The 19,084-nt window shown below is 70.5% G+C and carries 20 protein-coding genes and 2 tRNA genes; 15 read left to right on the forward strand and 7 right to left on the reverse strand.

Going from position 1 to position 19,084, the window contains the following annotated elements; all coding sequences use genetic code 11:
* Window positions 1–32: 32 nt before the first annotated feature.
* From Apa02nite_RS03870 to Apa02nite_RS03885, 4 genes are all read right to left on the reverse strand, one after another.
* Entirely contained in the window at window positions 33–404 is a 372-nt protein-coding gene (locus Apa02nite_RS03870; RefSeq protein WP_067683912.1) for a hypothetical protein, read from the reverse strand.
* Between the two features lie 92 nt (window positions 405–496).
* Window positions 497–994 (reverse strand): roadblock/LC7 domain-containing protein, encoded by a 498-nt coding sequence (locus tag Apa02nite_RS03875; RefSeq protein WP_067683909.1) that lies wholly within the window; start codon window positions 992–994, stop codon window positions 497–499.
* Window positions 995–1,031: 37 nt separating this feature from the next.
* Window positions 1,032–2,087, reverse strand: coding sequence for a DUF4388 domain-containing protein (locus tag Apa02nite_RS03880; RefSeq protein ID WP_203823869.1), 1,056 nt, complete (start codon window positions 2,085–2,087; stop codon window positions 1,032–1,034).
* 28 nt (window positions 2,088–2,115) lie between these two features.
* Complete coding sequence (locus Apa02nite_RS03885) at window positions 2,116–2,496, reverse strand: roadblock/LC7 domain-containing protein (protein ID WP_067683904.1); 381 nt, start codon at window positions 2,494–2,496, stop codon at window positions 2,116–2,118.
* Between the two features lie 371 nt (window positions 2,497–2,867).
* Between Apa02nite_RS03885 and Apa02nite_RS03890 the strand changes: the two genes are divergently transcribed.
* Window positions 2,868–3,215 (forward strand): VOC family protein, encoded by a 348-nt coding sequence (locus tag Apa02nite_RS03890; protein WP_203823870.1) that lies wholly within the window; start codon window positions 2,868–2,870, stop codon window positions 3,213–3,215.
* 30 nt (window positions 3,216–3,245) lie between these two features.
* Here the strand turns inward: Apa02nite_RS03890 and Apa02nite_RS03895 are convergent, their stop codons facing one another.
* Window positions 3,246–4,778, reverse strand: a complete 1,533-nt coding sequence (locus Apa02nite_RS03895) for a methyl-accepting chemotaxis protein (protein WP_239164102.1) — start codon at window positions 4,776–4,778, stop codon at window positions 3,246–3,248.
* A 97-nt stretch (window positions 4,779–4,875) separates the two neighbouring features.
* Between Apa02nite_RS03895 and Apa02nite_RS03900 the strand changes: the two genes are divergently transcribed.
* From Apa02nite_RS03900 to Apa02nite_RS03925, 6 genes are read left to right on the forward strand one after another with little or no spacing between them, the layout of a single operon-like run.
* Window positions 4,876–6,090, forward strand: coding sequence for a deoxyguanosinetriphosphate triphosphohydrolase (locus Apa02nite_RS03900; protein ID WP_203823872.1), 1,215 nt, complete (start codon window positions 4,876–4,878; stop codon window positions 6,088–6,090).
* A gap of 47 nt (window positions 6,091–6,137) precedes the next feature.
* Window positions 6,138–8,000: a DNA primase gene (dnaG, locus tag Apa02nite_RS03905; protein ID WP_203823873.1), complete on the forward strand. Its 1,863-nt coding sequence runs from the start codon at window positions 6,138–6,140 to the stop codon at window positions 7,998–8,000.
* The gene (locus tag Apa02nite_RS03910) at window positions 7,997–8,521 is read left to right on the forward strand and encodes a hypothetical protein (protein WP_203823874.1); all 525 of its coding nucleotides are present in this window, start codon (window positions 7,997–7,999) and stop codon (window positions 8,519–8,521) included. The genes dnaG and Apa02nite_RS03910 overlap by 4 nt, the downstream gene beginning before the upstream one ends.
* Window positions 8,522–8,532: 11 nt before the next feature.
* Window positions 8,533–9,456 (forward strand): ABC transporter ATP-binding protein, encoded by a 924-nt coding sequence (locus Apa02nite_RS03915; protein ID WP_203823875.1) that lies wholly within the window; start codon window positions 8,533–8,535, stop codon window positions 9,454–9,456.
* Between the two features lies 1 nt (window position 9,457).
* Window positions 9,458–10,216 (forward strand): ABC transporter permease, encoded by a 759-nt coding sequence (locus Apa02nite_RS03920; RefSeq protein WP_203823876.1) that lies wholly within the window; start codon window positions 9,458–9,460, stop codon window positions 10,214–10,216.
* Between the two features lie 21 nt (window positions 10,217–10,237).
* Entirely contained in the window at window positions 10,238–11,047 is an 810-nt protein-coding gene (locus Apa02nite_RS03925; RefSeq protein WP_203823877.1) for an ABC transporter permease, read from the forward strand.
* Between the two features lie 234 nt (window positions 11,048–11,281).
* Here the strand turns inward: Apa02nite_RS03925 and Apa02nite_RS03930 are convergent, their stop codons facing one another.
* Complete coding sequence (locus tag Apa02nite_RS03930; protein WP_239164103.1) at window positions 11,282–12,520, reverse strand: YihY/virulence factor BrkB family protein; 1,239 nt, start codon at window positions 12,518–12,520, stop codon at window positions 11,282–11,284.
* A gap of 574 nt (window positions 12,521–13,094) precedes the next feature.
* Here Apa02nite_RS03930 and Apa02nite_RS03935 point away from each other — a divergent pair.
* Entirely contained in the window at window positions 13,095–14,060 is a 966-nt protein-coding gene (locus Apa02nite_RS03935; protein ID WP_203823878.1) for an IolE/MocC family protein, read from the forward strand.
* A 70-nt stretch (window positions 14,061–14,130) separates the two neighbouring features.
* Here the strand turns inward: Apa02nite_RS03935 and Apa02nite_RS03940 are convergent, their stop codons facing one another.
* Window positions 14,131–14,445 (reverse strand): hypothetical protein, encoded by a 315-nt coding sequence (locus Apa02nite_RS03940; RefSeq protein WP_203823879.1) that lies wholly within the window; start codon window positions 14,443–14,445, stop codon window positions 14,131–14,133.
* Between the two features lie 241 nt (window positions 14,446–14,686).
* On the opposite strand from Apa02nite_RS03940, the gene Apa02nite_RS03945 reads away from it, so the two are divergent.
* The 7 genes from Apa02nite_RS03945 (at window position 14,687) to Apa02nite_RS03975 (ending at window position 19,041) form a co-directional block, all read left to right on the forward strand.
* A tRNA-Asn gene (locus tag Apa02nite_RS03945) sits at window positions 14,687–14,759 on the forward strand.
* A 100-nt stretch (window positions 14,760–14,859) separates the two neighbouring features.
* Window positions 14,860–15,780, forward strand: coding sequence for a hypothetical protein (locus tag Apa02nite_RS03950; RefSeq protein WP_203823880.1), 921 nt, complete (start codon window positions 14,860–14,862; stop codon window positions 15,778–15,780).
* A 105-nt stretch (window positions 15,781–15,885) separates the two neighbouring features.
* A complete protein-coding gene (locus Apa02nite_RS03955; RefSeq protein ID WP_203823881.1) occupies window positions 15,886–17,148 on the forward strand; it encodes an NAD(P)/FAD-dependent oxidoreductase in 1,263 nt (420 codons plus the stop codon).
* Between the two features lie 59 nt (window positions 17,149–17,207).
* Window positions 17,208–17,381 (forward strand): hypothetical protein, encoded by a 174-nt coding sequence (locus Apa02nite_RS03960; RefSeq protein ID WP_198170435.1) that lies wholly within the window; start codon window positions 17,208–17,210, stop codon window positions 17,379–17,381.
* Between the two features lie 47 nt (window positions 17,382–17,428).
* A tRNA-Ile gene (locus tag Apa02nite_RS03965) sits at window positions 17,429–17,502 on the forward strand.
* An 88-nt stretch (window positions 17,503–17,590) separates the two neighbouring features.
* Window positions 17,591–17,905: a hypothetical protein gene (locus Apa02nite_RS03970; protein ID WP_203823882.1), complete on the forward strand. Its 315-nt coding sequence runs from the start codon at window positions 17,591–17,593 to the stop codon at window positions 17,903–17,905.
* Window positions 17,902–19,041, forward strand: coding sequence for a hypothetical protein (locus Apa02nite_RS03975; RefSeq protein WP_203823883.1), 1,140 nt, complete (start codon window positions 17,902–17,904; stop codon window positions 19,039–19,041). The genes Apa02nite_RS03970 and Apa02nite_RS03975 overlap by 4 nt, the downstream gene beginning before the upstream one ends.
* Window positions 19,042–19,084: the final 43 nt, after the last annotated feature.

Raw genomic sequence — 19,084 nt, forward strand, 5'->3', positions numbered from 1 at the left:
GGGGGTGGCGGTCACGGTCTACACGACGGGGATCAGACGTCGAGGTCGTTCTCGACGCGGCGCAGCTGGTGGCGGGCCATGGCCAGGTTCGACCGGTCCCGGCGCAGCGCCACGTAGAGGAACAGCCCCTTCCCCTGCCGGCTCGTGAGCGGTCGGATCATGTGGTACTGGGTTTCCAGCGTGATGAGGATGTCCTCGATCTTCTCGGAGAGGTTGAGCATCTCCATCGCGCGCAGCTTCGCCCGGACCACGTCGGTGTTGCCGGCCGCGGCGACGGTCAGGTCGAGTTCCTTGCCGCCGCCGACGGTGCCCAGGGCCATGCCGCTGGTGTGGTCCACGAGAGCGACGCCGATGCAGCCGTCGATCTCCATGATCTCTTTGAGTGCGGTGTCCATATCGGGCATGGGATTCGTTCCTCCAGTGCGGTGGGATGGCGGCCCGCCGTCGGTCGGCGGTGCCGGTGGGGTGCGGCGGATGCCGCGTTAGGTCTGCCGGTTCATCCGGCCGTGGTGCGGTGGCGCGGAGCGTTCGACAGGTTGGCCAGCGGGTTCCGCCGAGCCAGCGGTGCCGTCGAGGGACCGGTCTGTTGCGGGATCTCCGGTCGCAGGTGCCGGTGCTGTGCGGTCTCCAGGGCCATGAGCTTGACGATCCGGCGTACGCAGCGCCGGGCCTCCAGGTGCACCATGGCGAGGTTCGCGTCACCCGAGGTGACCACGGTGAGCAGGGCGTTCGGCCCGGCGGTGTACGAGGTGATGTATCCGCCGTCGCACTCGACGACGGACTCCCGCAACTCACCGTGGTTGACCGCGTGCGCGAACCGGCGCGCCAGCGCCAGGTGCGCCGCGGCGAGAGCCGCCAGGGTGTCCGGTTCGATGCCGTGCGAGTCGTGCGCGACGACCAGCCCGTCGGCGGTGGCCAGGACGCTGCCGGACAGCTCCGGCAACCTGCTGCGCAGGCGGCCGAGCTCGTCGAGTACCGCCGGGTCCACCGTCATCCTCGGACGCTCCTTCTCCATATCGGGGGTGCGCGCGTCACCGCAGTGCCCTCAATGCGGTGCGTATGCGTTTGAGCAGGACCTCGTCGGTGCCCTGGTGCACCGGCGGGTCCGGGATGCCGGCGAGCTCCTTCGGCAGCTTCGCGCCGGGTTTGCGGCGCGCCAGCCGGGGGAGCCGGTTCGGCCCGGTGTTGCCCTCCCCGGGTGGCGGCGCCGGCGGCGGGAGCGTCGCGGCCGGCGGGGGAGCGCCGGAGGGAGGTCCGCTGTCCGGCGGCGGGTGCCGGTCCGGTGCCGGTCCGCTGATCACCGGTACGACCGGGGCCTCCGCGGTCGCCGGCGCGGGGCGGCTCACCGGCGCCACCTCGCGCCGGTGCTGGGGCAGACGCACGAAGTCCGAGTTCTCCGGTACGCGTACCTCGGGCAGTTCGATGAGTCCCAGCGCCGCGAGCCGCCGCAGTTCCTGGATCGTCGCGTATCCGGCGCGCCCCAGCAGCAGAGCCAGGTCGGCCGGGGTGCGCTGGCCGTCCGCGTGGATCAGCAGCTCCCACTGCAGCGCGGTGACCGTGACCCGTTCCCGGGGCGGCCGGGCCACCGGGGTGACCGGCGCGGTGTCGATCCGCGTGTTCGGGATGATGTCGTCGAGCAGTTTCACCCGCCGGCGCACCTCGCGCAGCACCGCCGCCGTGTCGATGTGCACCACCGGGCCCAGCCAGTGCGTCGCGGACGGCAGGAACTCGACCGGCCCGGTCCCCGCGGCCAGCACGAAGTACGCCGCGTCGTAGGTCGCACCCAGCACGCACAGCTCCAGCTCCCCCTGGGTGAGATGTCCCTGTTCGACGAGCAGGCGGCCGACCCGGGCGGTCGAGGTGCCCAGGTCCAGCGCGTTCTGCCAGGTACGCCCGGCCAGCCGGCCGGACGAGGTGAGCAGCTCGCCGACCCCGGGCGCGGCCGGCGACTCGGCGTAGATGACCCGGCCCTCGAAGACGTAGACCGCGCCGCCGGGATGGCCGCCCACCACCAGCGCTCCGGTCTGCCGCTCGTCAGCGATCTGCGCGAGCAGATCGCCGGGCGCGGCGGTCTTCGTGGCGGCCACCGTTACTCCTCACTGGTGCGTGCGTTGGTCATGACGCGACGAGTTCGTCGGCGAGGCGCTGCATCTTGCGGCGGGCCACGGCGAGGTTGCCGCGCACCCGGTCCAGCCAGACGTAGAGCACCAGGCGGCTGTCGAATTCGGTCTGGACGACGCGCAGGAGGTGGTAGCCCCCGGCGGTCGTGATGATCAGGTCTTCGAGCAGGTCGTGCGGGATGGCCGAGACGAACAGCGACCGGCTGTTCGCGGCCTGGACCACCTCCGCGGTTCCGGCCGCCGCGCCCTCGTGATCGGCATTGGGGGCGGCTCCGGTCGTGGCGACCGGAAAGCCCGTGGTGTAGTCGACGATGCTGGCTCCGACGGCGCCAGGAATCGTCATGGCCTCCTGTAGGCAGTGATCGACGCCGGGCACATCTCTCCTCAGCGCTGCTACCGGGTTTCGTCGCCCGGCCGTGTTCAGTCAGATGTCAGATGTCCGGTGACGTTCGACCCATCGCCGTACCCCGCCACCGTGGGCCATCCTCCGGTGACCCTGCGGCTACAAGTCGCACGCGTTGTGCGTCATGGTCGAGTGCGCGGTATCCGGGCCCGGGTGCGGCGCTGACGCGGCATCGCGCGGACCGGTGCAGGCCGGGTGGGCCGTACCGGTGAACGGGAATCACGGATCGTCATCCTGCGGCAGTCATCGAGTGCCGTCGTCGCACGGCCGGTGCGTCGGACCCCCGGGGTCACCCGCCGGAGTCGCGTAATCTGATCGTCACACGTCGATATTCTGGAGGTCGCATGCCCAGTCGCTGGGAGCAGGTCGTGGTGGACGCGGAGGATCCCGCCCGGCTCGCGGCCTGGTGGGCCGAGGCGCTCGGCTACCAGATCGTCGACGAGGACGCCGGCGACGTGGAGATCCGGCGCCGACCGGACGAACTGCCCGGCCTGCTGTTCACCCCGGTCACCGACGTCCGCAAGGGCAAGAACCGGCTGCACCTGGACCTGCGCCCGGACGATCAGGGCAACGAGGTGGAGCGCCTGGTGAACATGGGTGCCCGGCCGGTCGACATCGGGCAGCGTGACGTGTCCTGGGTGGTGCTGGCCGACCCCGAGGGCAACGAGTTCTGTGTGCTGGCCAGCCGTTGAGCAGCGCACGAAGTGCCGCCCGGCCGCTGATCAGTACCGGAACTCGCTGATCAGCGTACGGATCTCGCCGGCCGCGCCGCTGACCAACTCGGCCGAGTGCCGGGTGGTGTTCGCGCCCTCCGCGGTGTTCGCGCTGGACGTGCTGATGTGCGAGACCGTGCCGCTGATCTCGCTGGCCGCCGAGGACACCGCCCCGACGTTGCGGGCCAGCTGGTCGGTGGTGGCCGACTGCTGGTCGACCGCGGCCGCGATGGTCCGCTGCCCGTCGTCGATCCGGGTGATCACCGAGGCGATCGCCTGGATCGCCTCGGCCGTGCTGGTGGTCATCTCCTGGATCGTCTGGATCTTCGCGGTGATGTCCGCGGTCGCCTGGGTGGTCTCCTGAGCCAGGTCCTTGACCTCGGTGGCGACCACCGCGAACCCCTTGCCCGCGGTGCCGGCCCGGGCCGCCTCGATCGTCGCGTTCAGCGCCAGCAGGTTCGTCTGCGCGGCGATCTTCGTGATCATCCGCACGATGTCGCCCACCTCCCGGCTCGCCTCGCTGAGCTTGGCCACCGCCTGCGCGGTCCGGTTCGCGCCGGTGGTCGCCTCGTTCGTGGTGGCCGTCGCGGCCGCGGTCTGCCGGGAGATCTCCCGGATCGACGCGGACAGCTCCCCGGTCGCGGTCATCATGTCGGTCACCGACCCGGAGACGTTCCCGGCCGAGGAGTCGGCGCGGCGCGCCTGTGCCGAGGTCTGCTCGGCCGACTGGTCCAGCGTGCCGGCCAGGGCCTGCAGCTCGGTACTGGCCTGGGTGAGCACGTTCACCCGGTCGGCGGTCGCCGCGACGGTGCCCTGCAGCACGGTGGTCGCCTCGTTCAGCGCGATCGCCATCTCGCCCAGCTCGTCCTGGTTGATCACCGGGGCGCGGACGGTCAGGTCACGCCGGGCCAGCGCGCGCAGGGCGTCGAGCATCCCGCGCAGCGGCCGGCGCACGGCGCGGACGGTCAGCGCGCAGGCGGCCGCGGTGATCAGGGCGGCCAGCAGCGCGGCCAGCACGATGAACCGGTTGCTGGTCGAGGACGCCTCGGCGCCCTGCGCGGCGGCGGATTTGACCTCGGCGTACATCCGCTCGTCCAGGGAGCCGAGCTTCTCCTCCAGTGCCGAGTAGACCTCCAGGAAGCCGGACAGGCCCGCCGCCGCGGCGCGATGATCGGTTCCGGCCAGCGCGACCAGGTCGATGGCGGCCTTGGTGTAGTCCACCACCGAGGCCCGGGTGGCCGAATAGTCTGACTTCAGGCTTGCCGGGGCCAGTGCCGTGGCATCGTCGTACATGGCGAGCATGGTCTGCCCGTGGTCGGCGACCTCGTCGACGGCGAACGTGGCGCGCATCTCCGCGGTCGTCGCGTACATCGCCGCCATCACGTCGGCGCGGAGCGCGTCGTGCATCATGTCGGCGTTCCACTGGTCGCTCATCGCCTCGCTGACCGCGGCGATCTCCTGGTTGGCCGCGGACTGGTCGGCGGCATTGCGCATCGCGAACCCGGTCACCAGGGCGACCGACAGGAGACCGGCACCGCCCATGATTCCGAGGCGGGCGACGATCGTGACGCCATGACGGCGAGAAACGGACTCCACCGCTACCCATCGGCAACCCGGACAACCGGCTTAGGGTGATCACATGACGGCCTTCGACGCCCAGCGCTGGGCATCCGAGCCCGCCAAGGACAGCGGCTACGCCAGGACCCCGTACCAGCGGGACCGGGCCAGGGTGCTGCACTCGGCCGGCTTCCGCCGGCTGGCGGCCAAGACGCAGGTGCACACCGCCGGGTCCGACGACTTCCTGCGTACCAGGTTGACGCACTCCCTCGAGGTCGCCCAGATCTCCCGGGAGATGGGCACCCGGCTGGGCTGCGACCCGGACGTGGTGGACGTCGCCGGCCTGGCCCACGACATCGGCCACCCGCCGTTCGGGCACAACGGCGAGGCCGCCCTCGACCAGGTCGCCCAGTCCTGCGGCGGGTTCGAGGGCAACGCGCAGACCCTGCGGGTGCTCAGCCGGCTGGAGGCCAAGGTGCCCGGCGCCGGCCTCAACCTGACCCGCGCCTCCCTGGACGCCTGCGCCAAGTACCCGTGGTTCCGCCGGCCCGGCACCCGCAAGTTCGGGGTCTACGCCGACGACGAGCCGGTCTTCACCTGGATGCGCGGCGACCGCGACGATGACCGGCGCTGCCTGGAGGCCCAGGTGATGGACTGGGCCGACGACGTGGCCTACTCGGTGCACGACGTCGAGGACGGCGTGCACGGCGGCTACCTCGCGCTCGGCCCGCTGCTGCGCGACCCGGCCGAACGCGCCGAGCTGTGCGCGGACGTGGCCGCGACGTACTCCGACGAGACCGCCGACCAGCTCGGCGAGGCCCTCGACCACCTGCTGGCCGACCCGGCGGTGGCGGTCGTCGGCGACTACGACGGCTCGTACGGCGCGCAGATCACCCTGAAACGGATGACCAGTGTGCTGACCGGCCGGTTCGTCTCCTCCGCGGTCGGCGCCACACACAGCCAGTACGGCACCGACCCGATGCGCCGCTACGCCGCCGACCTGGTCGTCCCGCGTACCGTCCGCAACCAGTGCGCGCTGCTCAAGGGCATGGCGTTCCGGTACGTGATGCGCACCCGGGCCGCCGAGCACTGGTACGAGCAGCAGCGCACGATCATCGTGGAACTCGTCGAGGCGTTCAGTCGTACCCCGGAGAGGTTGGATCCGCTCTTCGGGCCGCAGCATGCGGCCGCCGCGACCGACGCCGAAGCCCTGCGCGTGATCGTCGATCAGGTGGCGTCGCTCACCGACCACACCGCCGTGGCCTGGCACCGGACCCTGGTCGGCTCGTTCTCCTGACGGCGCGCCCGGACCCTGCTGGCGGACCGGCGCCCGGGCGAGGCAGGATGTATGCCGTGGCGGGCAGGGTCAAGGACGAGGACATCGCACTGGTCCGTGACCGGACCTCGATCGCCGACGTGGTCAGTGAGACGGTGACGCTGCGCTCGGCGGGCGGCGGCAACCTGAAGGGGCTCTGCCCCTTCCACGACGAGAAGACACCGTCCTTCAACGTCTCCCCATCGAGAGGCGTCTATTTTTGCCATGGCTGTGGCCAGGGTGGCGACGCGATCAAGTTCTTGATGGACGCCGAGCACCTGTCGTTCATCGAGTCGGTGGAGCGGCTGGCCGGCAAGGCCGGCATCCAGCTGCGGTACGACACCAGCGACGGCTCGGCGCCGTCCGGTCCGCGCCCGCAGGCCGGGCAGCGGCAGCGGCTGATCGCCGCGCATGCCTCGGCCGTCGACTTCTACCGTGAGCAGCTCGGCTCGCCCGGCGCGCGCAAGGCCCGCGAGTTCCTCGCCGAGCGGGGCTTCGGCCGGGACGCCGCGGAGAAATACGGCTGCGGCTTCGCGCCGGACTCCTGGGACGCGCTCAGCAAGCACCTGCGGATGCAGGGCTTCACCGGCGAGGAGCTGACCACCGCCGGGCTGGCCAAGACGGCCCGCTCCGGCTCGCTGATCGACAGGTTCCGCCGCCGGCTGCTCTGGCCGATCCGGGACCTCGGCGGTGAGGTGATCGGGTTCGGCGCGCGCAAGCTCTTCGACGACGACGACGGCCCGAAGTACCTGAACACCCCGGAGAGCCCGCTCTACAAGAAGTCGCACGTGCTCTACGGCATCGACCACGCCAAACGCGAGATCGCCAAGCGCGGCCGGGCGGTGATCGTCGAGGGCTACACCGACGTGATGGCCTGTCACGAGGCCGGCGAGCCGACCGCGGTGGCCACCTGCGGCACCGCGTTCGGCGTCGATCACATCAACGTGCTGCGCCGGCTGCTGATGGACAGCGACAGCTTCACCGGCGAGATCATCTACACGTTCGACGGGGACGCGGCCGGGCAGAAGGCGGCGCTGCGGGCGTTCGAGGAGGACCAGCGCTTCGTCGGGCGTACCTTCATCGCCGTCAGCCCGGACAACATGGACCCCTGCGACCTGCGCCTGACCCGCGGTGACCTCGCGGTCCGCGACATGATCGCGGGCCGCGAGCCGCTCGTCGACTTCGCGCTGCGGCACACCATCAGCAAGTTCGATCTGGACACCGTCGAGGGCCGGGTCGAGGCCATGCGCCGCGCGGCGCCGCTGGTGGCCAAGATCAAAGACAGGGAAAAACGTCCGGAGTACGCCCGGAAGCTCGCCGGCGACCTCGGCATGGACCTGGAACCGGTGCAGCGGGCGGTGCAGAACGCGGCCCGTGGCGAGGCGACCGAGGCGCGGGCCCCCCGGCAGGGTTCGGCCGAGTCACCTCAGCGGCTGGTCGAGCGGGAGGCGCTGAAACTGGCGCTGCAGGAACCGGTGCTGGCCGGCCCGATGTTCGACGCGCTCGGCGCGGAGAACTACGCCGACCCGGTGCTGGCCGCGCTGCGGGAGGCGGTGGAGCAGGCCGGCGGGGCGTCCTCGGCGACCGGCGGCGTGGTCTGGATCGAGAAGGTCCGCGACTCCTGCGCCGACCTGGGCGCGCAGGGGCTGGTCAGCGAGCTGGCGGTGGAGCCGCTGCGCACCGACGGCGTGGTCGACCCGCGGTATGTCCAGGTCACCCTGGCCCGGTTGCAGGGCGCGGCGGTGACCACCCGGATCCGCGATCTCAAGTCCAAGGTGCAGCGGCTCAACCCGGTCACCCACAAGGACCAGTACCTCGCTCTCGCCGGGGAGCTCTTCTCGCTGGAACAGCAGGCCCGAGCCCTGCGCGATCAGGCGGCAGGTGGCATGTGAAGCTCTTCCGACGACGACCCGCCCTCCCGGCCTCGTCCCGGCCCCCGCTCGAGGCGGAGGAGCGGGTGATCGCCTGGTGCGGCTGTGAGCAGGGCGGTGTGCTGGTCGCGACGAACCGGGGGCTCTGGCTGCCCGGCGCCGCCGACCGGCTGGGCTGGCACGAGATCCACAAGGCCGCCTGGTCCGGGCGGGAGCTGCGGATCACCCCGGCCGAGCCGGCCGAGGAGCGGGACGGCTACACCGTGCTGGTGGACGGCCCCGCCGTGACCTATCTGCTGCTGGAGCCGGGGGAGGTCCCCGACCAGGTGCGGTCCCGGGTGACCCGGTCGGTGGCGTACACCACGCACCACGAGCTGGAGCGTGGTGCGGTGCGGGTGGTCGGCCGCCGGGTCAGCGGGCGGGACGGGCTGAGCTGGGCGGTCCGCTACGACGCCGGAAGCTGGGTGGACTGGCCCGCGGTGATCGAGGCGACCGACGCGTTGGTGGACGTCGCACGGAATTCTGTCGCACCCCCTCCGTAAGGTCTGCGGATGTGCCTTCCCTCATCCACGCCCGCGGATTGATAAAACGGTTCGGCGACTTCACCGCTGTCGACGGCATCGACGTCGACGTGCAGCCCGGTGAGGCGTTCGGCTTCCTGGGGCCGAACGGCGCCGGCAAGAGCTCCACCATGCGGATGATCGGGTGCGTGTCACCACCCACCGACGGGGTGCTGCGGATCCTCGACATGGATCCGCTGCGCGACGGCCCGCGGATCCGGGCCAGGCTCGGCGTCTGCCCCCAGCTCGACAACCTGGATGTCGAGCTGACCGTCCGGGAGAACCTCACGACGTACGCGCGGTTCTTCGGCATCCCGCGCGCCACCGCCCGCCGCCGTGCCGACGAGCTGCTCGACTTCGTGCAGCTGGGCGAGCGCGCAGGCAGCAAGGTCGAGCCGCTCTCCGGCGGGATGAAACGCCGGCTGACGATCGCCCGGGCACTGGTCAACGAGCCCGACATCGTGCTGCTCGACGAGCCGACCACCGGCCTCGACCCGCAGGCCCGGCACCTGGTCTGGGAGCGGCTGTTCCGGCTCAAGCAGCAGGGCGTGACGCTCGTGCTGACCACGCACTACATGGACGAGGCCGAGCAGCTCTGCGACCGGCTGGTGGTGATGGACGGCGGCAAGATCGTGGCCGAGGGCTCACCCCGGTCGCTGATCGAGCAGCACTCCACCCGGGAGGTGGTCGAGCTGCGGTTCCCGACCGAGGACCAGGGTGCGTACGCGTCGAAGCTCGACGGCATCGGCGACCGGACCGAGGTCCTGCCGGACCGCATCCTGCTCTACGTCGCCGACGGCGACGACGCCCTGGCCGAGGTGCACCGGCGCTCGCTGAGCCCGGCCAGCGCCCTGGTTCGCCGGGCCGGCCTGGAGGACGTCTTCCTCCACCTCACCGGCCGCACCCTGGTGGACTGAGATGACCCCTGCGGCGTATGTGCTGGAGTACCACCTGGTCAACTACCGGCGCACCTGGCGGTCGAGCGCGCTCTCGACGATGGTGCTGCCGCTGCTGACCATGCTCGGCTTCGGGCTGGGCGTCGGCGGTTACGTGACGACCGGCGTCGACGGCACGGCCTACCTGGACTGGATCGTCCCCGGCCTGATCGCCTCGACCGCGCTGCAGACCGCGTTCGGCGAGGCCACCTGGCCGGTGCTGAGCGGCTTCGAGTGGGTCCGGTCGTATTTCGGGCAGGCCGCCGCCCCGCTCCGGGTGGCCGACGTGCTGGGCGGTCACCTGGCCTTCATGATGTTCCGGGTGCTGGTCAGCGTCTCGGCGTTCGTGCTGGTCGCGGCGGCCTTCGGGACGCTGCGGTCACCGTGGGCGCTGGCCGTCCTGCCGCTCTCGGTGCTGATCGGCTTCGCCTCCGCGGCCCCGGCGATGGCCTATACGGCGAGCATCCCGAGCGACAGCTACCTGGCGATCCTGTTCCGTTTCGCGGTGCTGCCGATGTCGCTGTTCTCCGGGGTGTTCTTCCCGATCGACTCGCTGCCCGACCCGCTGCTCTGGGTGGCCTGGGCGTTGCCGCTCTGGCACGCGGTGGACCTGACCCGGGCCGCCACGCTCGGGCTGAACCCCGGCCTGGCCGGGCTGGGGCACCTGCTCTACCTGATCCTCTGGTGCGTGGCGGGCTGGTTCCTGGCGCACTGGCGGTTCCAGCGCCGGCTGGTGGTCTGAGATGAGCGGAGTGGTGACGTCGTGCTGACCATGGTCCTGCCGAAACTGGTGTCCTTCGAGGGCGCCGGCCGCCGGTCCGCGTCGGTCGCCGAGCGCAACGTCACGGCGCTGCGCTCGGCGTACTGGGTGGTGATGCTCGGCGGCTTCCTGGAGCCGGTGCTCTACCTGTTCTCGATCGGTGTCGGGGTCGGCGCCCTGATCGGCGACATCGAGCTGCCCGGCGGCCGGCTGGTGACCTACACCGAGTTCGTCGCACCGGCCATGCTGGCGTCGTCGGCGATGAGCGGGGCGCTCTCCGAGACCACCTTCAACTTCTTCGGCAAGATGAAGTTCATGCGGCTGTACGACGGCATGCTGGCCACGCCGATCCGGCCGTTCGAGATCGCGCTCGGCGAGCTGGCCTGGGCGATGATCCGCGGCAACATCTACTCGGTGGCGTTCCTGGCCATCATGGTGGCGATGGATCTGACCACGCCGCTGCGGGCGCTCGCCACGTTCCCGGCCACGGTCCTGGTCGGCTTCGCCTTCGGCGCGCTCGGCATGATGACGTCCACGGTGATCCGCAGCTGGCAGGACTTCGACCTGATCGGCGCCGGTCAGTTCGCCCTGTTCCTGTTCTCCGGCACGTTCGTCCCGGCCACCGGCTATCCGCTGGTGCTGCGCTGGCTGGTCGAGCTGTCCCCGCTGTACCGCTCGGTCGACCTGATCCGCGGCATCAGCCTGGGCTCGGTCGGCTGGCCCCAGCTGATCGACGTCCTCTACCTGTTGGCCCTGTTCGCCATCGGCCTCACCATCGCCGGCCACCGCATGACCAAACTCCTCTGCAAGTAACCCACCGTACGTGGGGACTTTCGGTGTGCTCCGCACCGAAAGTCCCCACGTAGGGCTTGAAGCGACGATGTGTGGGGAGTTTGGGTGTGCTCCGCACCGAAAGTCCCCACGTAGGGGTTGAAGCGACGATGTGTGGGGAGTTGGGGCGCGCAGCGCGCCCCAACTCCCCACACACTGTGCGCGGGGCCGGCGCCGGCCGGCAGCCCCGTGCTCGGTCGGTCGGCGCCGGAGTGGTCAGCCCTGGCTCAGGCCGTGTTCGGAGCCCTTCTTGAGCTTGCGGGTGTCGCGGAGCTCCAGGAACGGCTCCTCGTCGGCCGGGTGGCCGGCCGCGATGGCCCGGCCGCGTTCCAGCTCGGCGTCCAGCTCGGCGCCGAGCATGATGGCCATGTTGGAGATCCAGAGCCAGACCAGGAAGGCGATGACACCGCCGAGGGTGCCGTACGTCTTGTTGTAGTTGGCGAAGTTCGCCAGGTAGATGGCGAAGCCGCCGGAGGCGATCACCCAGAGCAGCACCGCGAAGATGCCGCCCGGGCTGACCCAGCGGAAGCCGCCGGTCTTGGCGTTCGGCGAGGCCCAGTACAGGATCGCGAACATCAGGCTCACCAGGATCACCAGCACCGGCCACTTGGCGATGTTCCAGGTCAACACGGCCGCGTCGCCGAGACCGATCTTCTCGCCGACCACCCGGGCCAGATCGCCGGTGAACACGACGATGGCCGCGGAGGCGATCAGCATCACGCCGACGATCGCGGTGACACCGACCCGGATCGGCAGGGTCTTCCAGATCGGCCGGCCCTCCGGCACGTCGTAGATGGCGTTCGAGGCGCGCATGAACGCGGCGATGTACCCGGATGCCGACCAGAACGCGACGAGCAGACCGAGGATCGCGGCGAGCCCGGCGTTCCCGGTGCCCTGCACCTGGTCGAGCACCGTGTTGACCATGTCGCGCATCTCGCCGCTGGGGGTGATCTGGCCGACCGCGTCCTGAACGGTCCGCTGCCCGGTGTCGCCGAGCATGCCGAGCACCGAGACGATCACCAGGACGCCCGGGAAGATCGACAGGACGCCGTAGTAGGTGAGTGCGGCGGCCCAGTCCGAGACGTTGTCCTCGGAGAACTGCTTGAAGGCCCGTTTCACCGCGGCGAACAGGCCCTTGGCACGCAGCTGGGACGGCTTGTCCGGGCCGTCGTCCGGCCCGGCCCCGGTGCGGTTGCCGGGTTTCCGGGTGCCGCCGACGTCGGTGGTGCTCGCCGCGGCCAGATCGAAGTCGTTACTGCCACGCTTCCGGGCGGCCGCATCGTCGTCACCGGCCGCCGGAGCGCCGGGCTTCCGAGCGGCGGAAGGGCCGGCGGAAGGGGCGGCGGAAGGAGCGGCGGAAGGAGCGTCGGAATGGGCGTCGGAATGGGCGTCGGCGTGGGCGCCGGAGTCGGATGCGGAGTCGTGCTGCCCTTCCGGGCGGTGACCGAGTCTCATGCGGGGCTTCCCTTCGGGCGGAGCGGCCGGTCGCCGCGCGCCGCCCTCCCCGCTGCGACGTGCGAATACGACCTGGTGACGCAGTGCCCGGCCGTGCCGGTCGCTAACCCTCCGGCGACCGTCCCGGCACGCCGGGGTGATGACCGGAGGGCAAGGCAGGCATTTGCCGCGTGCGGGGGCACGGAGCGTACGCACGAGCAGTCGAACGTTGCATGTCCATTTGTTCAGATAGCGCACGCATCTGGCCGTCCGAAAACGCTCTCTCGAATGTCGCCGCACCTTGCTACCCGCTGCTCACCCGGGTCGCGGAGATCGTCGAGTACCTATCCGGGTGACGGGTTTTGATCATGAATCCGCCGGTCACCGTGTCGCACGGCAAGTACGCCGATGATCCGTGTCACGCCGCACGCTCGTATCGGAGGGCAGAACATTCCAGGATGGAGGCGGTCATGGCATCCCGGAGGCTGGGTACTGGTGGATCAAGAGTCGTGCCGCGGATGGTCCATACTGGATCCGTTAGCACGCGCCGATGCACGTGCACCTGCACGGGTGGTCTCGTCCCGGGAGGAAATTGATGCGGCTACGACATCCTTCCGGCCGCATAGTGCACCTCACCTGCGGCGTCAGCCTAACCGAGGCGCTGACCCCGGCCGATGCGTTCACGGCGCTCGAGGCGGCCGCCGCGGCGCTCCGGGCCGGCCTGTCCGGCACCTCGGGCACACTGGGGATCGCCCTCCGGCTGTCCCACCCGCTCGCCGCCGCCCTCGTTGACGACGGGCGTGCCCGCACCCGGCTGCGTGCCGAACTCGACCGCCACGGCCTCGAAGTCGTCACGTTGAGCGGCGGGCCCGACGCCGAGGGCGGCGGCGCGCCCCCCGTCCAGGCGGAAACGACGCAGGCGGGGACGGAAAGCAGCGGCACGCCGTCGGCACCGATCGCCCCGCTGCCCGACTGGAGCGAGCCGGCCCGCCTGCAGCACACCCTGGCGCTGGCCCGGATCCTCGTCGACATGCTGCCCGACGAGGAGGTCCGGGGCGCGATCAGCACCTGCGGCCTGGGTCGCCGGGAGGACTGGGACGAGGCACACGAGCGGGACGGCGCCCGGCACCTGCGCCGGCTCTCCGGCGGCCTCGCCGACCTGGCCTGGCGGGTCGGGCGCGCGGTCCGCTGCGGCTTCCGGCCCGAACCGGGGTACGTCCTGGACACCCCGGAGCAGACCGTCACCGCGCTGACCAAGGTGGACAAGGACCGGCTCGGCGTCTGCCTGGACCTGACCCGGGTGGCGCTCGACTGGCCCGCCCCGCTGGACGGCATCGACCGGCTCACCGACGCGGGACTCTCGGTGATCACTGTGCGGATCACCGACCCGGCGGTCGCCTGGCAGCCACTGCTGCGCCACCTGCTCGCCGCGGACACCGCCCGCACCGAGTACATCGAGATCGACACGGCCGGGCCCGGTGCGGCTGACCTGACGTACGTGCTGGAGCAGTTGACCAGCCTCGGTCTGGTGCCGGAGCACGAACCCTGCACCGCGCCCTGATGGTGCGCATACATGGCTGAGGCCGCCCCGGATCCGGGGCGGCCTCAGCCATGTATGCGGTGTTGCGCGTTCAGTAGGTGCTGCCGGGACCCTTGGTGCCGGAGAGGGAGTCCGTCGGGGCCAGCAGCTCGTCCGTGCTGTCGGTGCCGGTGGTGGAAGTGGTGCCGAGCTTCTCACCGAGCTTGGACGACTGGAGCTTGTCCTTGCCTTCGGTGTAGAGCTTGTTCGCCTGGGCCTGCGCCACGCCGGCGGCCTCCTGGACCGTCGGGTGCTCCCAGAACTTCTGGGCGTTCGCCCGGATCTCTTCGTACTTCTCGCGACCGGCCCGGCTACCCAGGACGAAGCCCGCCGCAAGACCGCCGAGGAACAAGAGCTTTCCGCGCATGATGGCGGCTCCTTCCGTTGTCGTGACGCAAGCGCGTCTGCCAGGTGCATACCCATCCTGCCGCGCCGGTACTCCCTCTATCCCTGTTTCCGACCTGTTGCCCGAAGTTGCACGACACGTTAGGGCAGGTCAGCGCCCTTGTCCCGGCGCGGCGTGACCCGCCGGGGTATCCCCTTCGCGCAAGACCCGGTCGATCGTGTAATCTTCTCTCCGTTGCCAGGGAAACCCGGTGGCGGCACGATCCCCTGTAGCTCAATTGGCAGAGCAGCCGGCTGTTAACCGGCAGGTTATTGGTTCGAGTCCAATCGGGGGAGCTCCACTTCAAGGCCCGCTTCGGCGGGCCTTCGTTGTTTCCGGGTCCAGGTCCGCCGTTACTCCCTGGCCGACAAAGATCTTTTCCCGTACGTTCCGCGCGTGCCGTTCCCGCCCGGAAGTCCCGATCGGTCCACCCCCGACCGGTCGCCGCGCCGCGCCCGCCGCGCCGAGCACGTCGGTCGTCCCTACGGCCTGGCGCTGCTGTGCCTGTTCCTCGCCGCGGGGTGCCTCTGGTGGGCGGTCGACGTGGTGCGGGAGGGTGGTGCCGCCGCGTTCCTGACGCTCCCGTTCGCGCTGCTCGGGGTGTTGCTCTTCGGCGGCGGGCTGTACGGCTGCGTGGTCGAGATCCGCCGGGACCGGCCGCCGGCGACGGACCGCCCGGTCACCGCGGTGCGGAACTTCGCCGGCTGGGTGGAGCGCCGCGACCTGGTGCGGGTGCGACGTCTGGCCGGGGTGCTGCAGGACACGCCGGGCTGGCTGGCCCCGGCGGAACTCGCCGAACTTGGCCGGTGCCCGGACCTCCTGGACGCGCTGTTCTTCCACGCCCGCCGCGGCGACCTGGCGGCAGAGTTGCGGATCTCCGCCGACCGGGTGCGAGCCGATGCTGCCCGCCGTCCGGACGCGGAGAGCTCGGACGCGGGTGTGCCCGGGACTCCGGCCGGAGCGCTGGACGTGGTGCTGGCCACCCTGGACCGGGACGGGCGGGTGCGGGAGGCGGCGGTACGACGGATGGCCGCGGAACTGCTGCCCGGACAGGAGTGGTTCCTGGTGGAGCGGGCGGTTGATCACGTCGCGGCGATCCGGGCGGTGGCGCTCACCGCGATCGAGGAGTGGCTGGTGGAGGACCGGGAGCGGGTGGCGCCGGTGCTGCGGCAGGCGTTCCGGCGAGTGGCCGGCCGGGACCGGGCGGTGCCGCTGTCCGAGCTGCTGGAGCGTCTGGGACCGGATTCGTGCCGCGATGGAGGGTTGACGTGTCGCGGGGGCGGGGACTGGGACGGGTGCTCAGGTCGTACCGGATAAAGGTTTTGATCTTGGGGTTTTTGGGGCCCCCGGCGCTTTTGGTCCCTTGGCGCCGAGTGCACGGTTACGCTGAGGCCTGCGTTGTTCGCTGTCAGTGAGGTGGTTATGTCGCAGCCGGTTGAGGTGGACGTCGTGATTGTCGGCGGCGGGCTCGCCGGGCTGTCCGCCGCGCGCCGACTGGACCGTGCCGGGGTGGATTGGCTGCTGGTCGAGGGCTCCGACCGGGTCGGCGGGCGGGTCGCGACCGACGTCATCGACGGCTGGCACCTGGACCGCGGCTTCCAGGTGCTGAACACCGCCTACCCGAGGCTCTCCGCGCTGGTCGACGTGGACGCGCTGGACATGCGGTATTTCACCTCCGGGGTGCTGGTGCGCCGCGGCGGTGGGCTGCACCGGCTGGAGAACCCGCTGCGTGAACCGCTCACCACCCCGCAGACCCTGCTCTCCGGGGTCGGCTCGCTCACCGACCGGCTGAAGTTCGCCGCGCTCGCCACCCGCTGCGCCACCACACCGGCCGCCCGGCTGCTGGCTGCGCCGGAGACCACCACCCAGGAGATGCTCCGCAAAGCCGGCCTCTCGCACCGGATCATCGAGGAGGTGTTGCGGCCGTTCCTCTCCGGTGTCTTCGGCGACCGGTCGCTGGACACCTCCAGCCACGTCACGGCGATGGTGCTGCGGTCGTTCACCCGCGGGCGGATCGGGGTGCCGGCCGCCGGGATGGCCGCGCTGCCCGCCGCGATCGCCGGGCCGCTGCCGTTCCCGCAACTGCTGATCGGGGCGCGCACACTGAGTGTCGGCCCGGGCCTCGTGGTCACCGAGGGTGGCGAGGTGCACTGCCGCGCGGTGATCGTCGCGACTGACCCGGTGACCGCTTCTGCCCTGCTGCCGCAGCTGCCCACGCCGGACATGCACGGGCTGACCACGTTCTACTTCGGCGCCGCCCAGGCACCGATCGACGAGCCGATCCTGCTGCTCGACGGCGACCGGCGGGAGATCATCGCCAACACGGTGGTGCTCAGCAACGCCGCCCCGGAGTACGCCCCGAGCGGCCGCAGCCTGATCGCCGCGTCGGTGGTCGGCGTCTCCGCCCCGTCCAGCGCCTCCGAAGCGGTCATCCGCGTCGAGCTGGCCCGGATGTACGGCGTACCGACCGACGACTGGGAACTGCTCGAAGTGATCAGCATCCCGCACGCCCTGCCCTCGGCCCGCGTCCCGCAGAACACCCTGCGCAAACCGGTCGCGCTCGGCAACGGCCTGTTCGTCGCCGGCGACCACCGCGACAGCCCGTCCCTGCAGGGGGCGATGGCCGGCGGCTGGCGCACCGCCGGTGAAGTCCTGGCGTCCCTCGGCGCCCGAGTCGGGGCCTAGGCGCGCAGTGTCGTATATAACCGTTTATATCGGATATTCAGCCCCGTTGTGGAGACCTGATGAGCGATCTGAACCCGGAGAATTTCGCTGAATTCTGCACTCAGGACGGCCCGGGATGCCCGGGCCTCGGCGAGGAGGCCGGCCCGGCGACAGCCGACCTGCAGCCGGCCGACATGGTCTCGGATCCTCGATACCAAATCGTTTTGTTGCCACAGACGCTGGTGGAGCGATAGATCGCTAGCTGCGGGAGCAGGGCGCGGGATAGTATCGCCGCCGGTACGGGGCGGTAGCTCAGTGGGTTAGAGCAGGGGACTCATAATCCCTCGGTCGCGGGTTCGAGTCCCGCCCGCCCCACGTTGATCTTGTATGCGAACCACAGCCCGGTGGTTCGCTGTCGTCGGCTGCTGGCGAAGCGCCGGAGGCGGTTCTCTATCCTGCGCGGGTGTCTTCGCTCAGTGATGCCGAGCTCGATGCCTTGGTCGCCGAGGCGGTCGTAGATTGCTACGACGAGCATGAGCAGCTCAGTGGCCTATTCGTCATGATCCAGGATCATGTGGCGGTGCCCTTCGGCACCGAGGTTCTCGGTGTGCCGGTGGTGGTCCGGAAGGTGGATCTGCGTTCGTCGGGGATCGTGGCGATCTGCCATCGTGGCCGGCTGCGGCAGGCGATCGGGATTCTGGACCTTCCGTTGCCGGATCCTGCGCCGGACGGTGCGCAGTGGATCGAGGCGTACCAGTGGTGGGCGGGCGGCCGGTGAGCGAATACCAGTACTACGAGTTCGTGGCCCTTGACCAGGCGCTGACGGCGAAGCAGCAGGGCGAGTTGCGGGCGGTGTCGTCGCGGGGCCGGATCACGTCGTCGAGTTTCGTCAACGACTATCAGTGGAGCGATCTCAAGGCTGACCCGGCCAAGTGGATGGAGCGCTACTTCGACGCGCACCTGTATCTGGCGAACTGGGGCACCCGGCGGATCATGCTGCGGTTGCCGAAGGCGGCACTGCCGCCGGAGATGGTGCAGCGTTTCTGTGTCGGTGAGTCGGCCGGCTCGTGGGCGACTCGTAACCATGTGATCCTCGATCTTCGTAGCGAGGATGAGGACGGTGACGAGGAGTGGTGGGACGAGGAGGGACGGCTCGCGGCGATCGTGCCGGTCCGGGCGGAGTTGGCCGGCGGCGATCGGCGGCTGCTGTATCTGGCCTGGCTGCTGTGTGTGCAGAACCGAGAACTGGACGATGACGTCCCGGAGCCGCCGGTCCCGGCCGGGCTGGCGAAGCTGAGCGGGCCGTTGCAGGCCCTGGCCGATTTCCTTCGTCTAGATCCTGATCTGCTGGACGCGGCGGCAGCGGCGAGCCAGCCGCTGGCCGACAAGAAGCCCTCCGCCGCCGAACTGCGCCGTTGGGTGGCGGGTCTGCCGGTGTCGGACAAGGACGAGATGCTGCTGCGGGTGCTGCGTGGCGACGCCGGGACGCTGCGGTCGGAGTTGCTGCGGCAGTTTCACGGTGTGACGGAGGAGTCACCTGCCGGAGAGGGGCGGACTGCCGGGGACCTGCTCGCTGATGCTGAGGAACGCTGGGCTGCGCGGCAGCAGCAGAAGCGGGAGCGAGAGGCGGACGAGCGTCAGCGTCGTGAGGAAGCGGCCGCCGCGGCTCGCGAGCAGCGCTTGGACAAGCTGGCACGGAACCCGGTCCGCAGTTGGAACCAGGTGGACGAGTTGATCGCGACGAAGCGTCCGAAGGACTATGACGCGGCGGTGACCCTGCTTTTGGATCTTCAGGCGCTGGCGGTACGGGAGGGTGAGATCTTCGGGTTCGCGGAGCAGATGACGCGGCTGAGGGAGCGTCATGCCCGTAAGCCGAGCCTGATCGACCGTTTCGACCGGGCTCGGCTTGACTGATTCGGTTGTCGGGCTTGCGGCGGCCGGCGTGTGAAGATTGGCC

Origin of the sequence: Actinoplanes palleronii, from assembly GCF_016862315.1 — a bacterium.
GTDB classification, from domain to species: Bacteria; Actinomycetota; Actinomycetes; order Mycobacteriales; family Micromonosporaceae; genus Actinoplanes; species Actinoplanes palleronii.

Excerpts from the sequence above, each read along its gene's own strand:
- Apa02nite_RS03935 (WP_203823878.1), top strand. The coding sequence starts at position 13,095 with ATGCGGCTACGACATCCTTCCGGCCGCATAGTGCACCTCACCTGCGGC.
- dnaG (WP_203823873.1), top strand. The coding sequence starts at position 6,138 with ATGTATGCCGTGGCGGGCAGGGTCAAGGACGAGGACATCGCACTGGTC.
- Apa02nite_RS03940 (WP_203823879.1), bottom strand. The coding sequence starts at position 14,445 with ATGCGCGGAAAGCTCTTGTTCCTCGGCGGTCTTGCGGCGGGCTTCGTC.
- Apa02nite_RS03875 (WP_067683909.1), bottom strand. The coding sequence starts at position 994 with ATGACGGTGGACCCGGCGGTACTCGACGAGCTCGGCCGCCTGCGCAGC.
- Apa02nite_RS03955 (WP_203823881.1), top strand. The coding sequence starts at position 15,886 with ATGTCGCAGCCGGTTGAGGTGGACGTCGTGATTGTCGGCGGCGGGCTC.
- Apa02nite_RS03960 (WP_198170435.1), top strand. The coding sequence starts at position 17,208 with ATGAGCGATCTGAACCCGGAGAATTTCGCTGAATTCTGCACTCAGGAC.
- Apa02nite_RS03900 (WP_203823872.1), top strand. The coding sequence starts at position 4,876 with ATGACGGCCTTCGACGCCCAGCGCTGGGCATCCGAGCCCGCCAAGGAC.
- Apa02nite_RS03890 (WP_203823870.1), top strand. The coding sequence starts at position 2,868 with ATGCCCAGTCGCTGGGAGCAGGTCGTGGTGGACGCGGAGGATCCCGCC.
- Apa02nite_RS03870 (WP_067683912.1), bottom strand. The coding sequence starts at position 404 with ATGCCCGATATGGACACCGCACTCAAAGAGATCATGGAGATCGACGGC.
- Apa02nite_RS03895 (WP_239164102.1), bottom strand. The coding sequence starts at position 4,778 with ATGGGCGGTGCCGGTCTCCTGTCGGTCGCCCTGGTGACCGGGTTCGCG.
- Apa02nite_RS03920 (WP_203823876.1), top strand. The coding sequence starts at position 9,458 with ATGACCCCTGCGGCGTATGTGCTGGAGTACCACCTGGTCAACTACCGG.
- Apa02nite_RS03930 (WP_239164103.1), bottom strand. The coding sequence starts at position 12,520 with ATGAGACTCGGTCACCGCCCGGAAGGGCAGCACGACTCCGCATCCGAC.